Genomic DNA, 1,808 nt, shown 5'->3' on the forward strand with positions numbered 1-1,808 from the left:
CGCACCAACTTCCCGCTGACGCTGTCGGTGGATGACCTGGGTGGCGGCTTCCGGCTGACGGCGCAGGTCGACCAGTCGGTATCGGCGGCGCGCGTCTGCGGCTATATGCAGGCGGCGCTGGAAGGCCTGGTGACAGCGCTGGAGACGGCGCCGGACACCGGTCTTTGCACAATCGACCCGCTGCCGGCTGCCGAACGCCAGCTACTGCTGGCGGGCTGGAACGCCACGCAGCGCGAACTGGCGCAGGATCTGTGCGTGCATGAGCTGTTCGAACAGCAGGTGCTGCGCACGCCGGACGCGCCGGCCGTGACGCACGATGGGCAGGTCTGCACTTACGCCCAACTCAATGCCCGCGCCAACCAGCTGGCGCGCCACCTGCGCGCGCTGGGCGTGGCGCCGGAGGCGCGGGTGGCGATCTGCGCCGGCCGCGGCCTGGAACTGGTGGTGGCGATGCTGGCCACCTTGAAGGCGGGCGGCTGCTATGTGCCGCTGGACCCGGCCTATCCACAGGAGCGGCTGGCTTACATGCTGTCCGACAGCGCGCCGCTGGCGGTGCTGTATGACGCGTCGGGACGGGCGGCGCTGGCCGGCACGACTGGCGAACTGCCTTATGTCGACCTGGATGAAGCGGGCGCACAGTGGCGCGATCAGGCTGGCGACAATCTGGATCGGCTGGCCCTGACGGCGGACAACCTGGCCTACGTGATCTATACCTCCGGCTCGACCGGAGTACCCAAGGGTGTCGCCAATACCGGCGCCGGCCTGCGCAACCGTCTGTTGTGGGCGGTGCGCGACATCTTCGACCAGGCGCCGGTGACGGCCTTCAAGACCAGCATCGGCTTTGTCGACTCGGTGTCGGAAGTGCTGCAAACCCTGCTGGCCGGGGGGGCTTTGGCGGTGTTCGACCACGACCTGGGCCGCGACGTCGAACGCATGGCGGCGCGGATCGCGCAAGGCGACATCACCCACCTGACACTGGTGCCGTCGTTGCTGGAGGCATTGTTGGCGGCCGACGCCGGTGCGCTGCGGTCGTTGAAGACGCTGGTGAGCAGCGGCGCGCGCCTGTCGCGCGACCTGATCGAGCGGACGCTCGCGGCCAGTGCCGGTGTGCGGCTGTATAACTTCTATGGCTCGTCGGAGGCGAACGGCGATTCGACCTTCCACGCTTGCGTGGCGGCCGATGCCGATGCGATGGATCGCTCGCCGATCGGCCGACCGATCGCCAACACCCGGGTCTATATCCTCGATGCGCGGCGCCAGCCGGTGCCGCTGGGCGTGGCCGGTGAGTTGTACATCGGCGGCGCCGGCCTGGCGCGCGGCTATCTGAACTTGCCGGAGATGACGGCGGAGCGCTTCGTGGCCGACCCGTTCTCGGGTGCGCCGGATGCCCGCATGTACAAGACGGGCGACCTGGCGCGGCATCTGGCCGATGGCACTATCGAGTACCTTGGCCGCAATGACTTCCAGGTCAAGATCCGTGGCGTTCGCGTGGAGCTGGGCGAGATCGAGACCAAGCTGTCGGCTTGCGCGGATGTGCGCGAGGCGGTGGTGCTGGCGCGCGAGGACCAGCCGGGCGATCCGCGCCTGGTGGCCTACGTGGTGGCGCGCGAAGGCGCGCAGCTCGATATCGCCGTACTGAGCGAAGAACTGGCGCGCAGCCTGTCGGACTTCATGGTGCCGTCGGCCTTTGTGGTGCTGGAGGCCTTGCCGCTGACGCCGAACGGCAAGCTTGATCGCAAGGCGCTGCCGGCGCCGCAGGGACAGGCTTACGTCACCCGCGGCTATGAGGCGCCGCAGGGCGAGACCGA

At 68.8% G+C, this 1,808-nt stretch carries 1 protein-coding gene; it reads left to right on the forward strand.

Annotated elements, in window-relative coordinates; translation table 11 throughout:
- Positions 1-1,808 (forward strand): non-ribosomal peptide synthetase (locus RUGAMON1_RS32550; RefSeq protein ID WP_445234407.1); only part of this gene is annotated, 1,808 nt, incomplete at both ends.

It is taken from the genome of Duganella rhizosphaerae (assembly GCF_040364205.1).
Classification (GTDB): Bacteria; Pseudomonadota; Gammaproteobacteria; order Burkholderiales; family Burkholderiaceae_D; genus Rugamonas; species Rugamonas rhizosphaerae.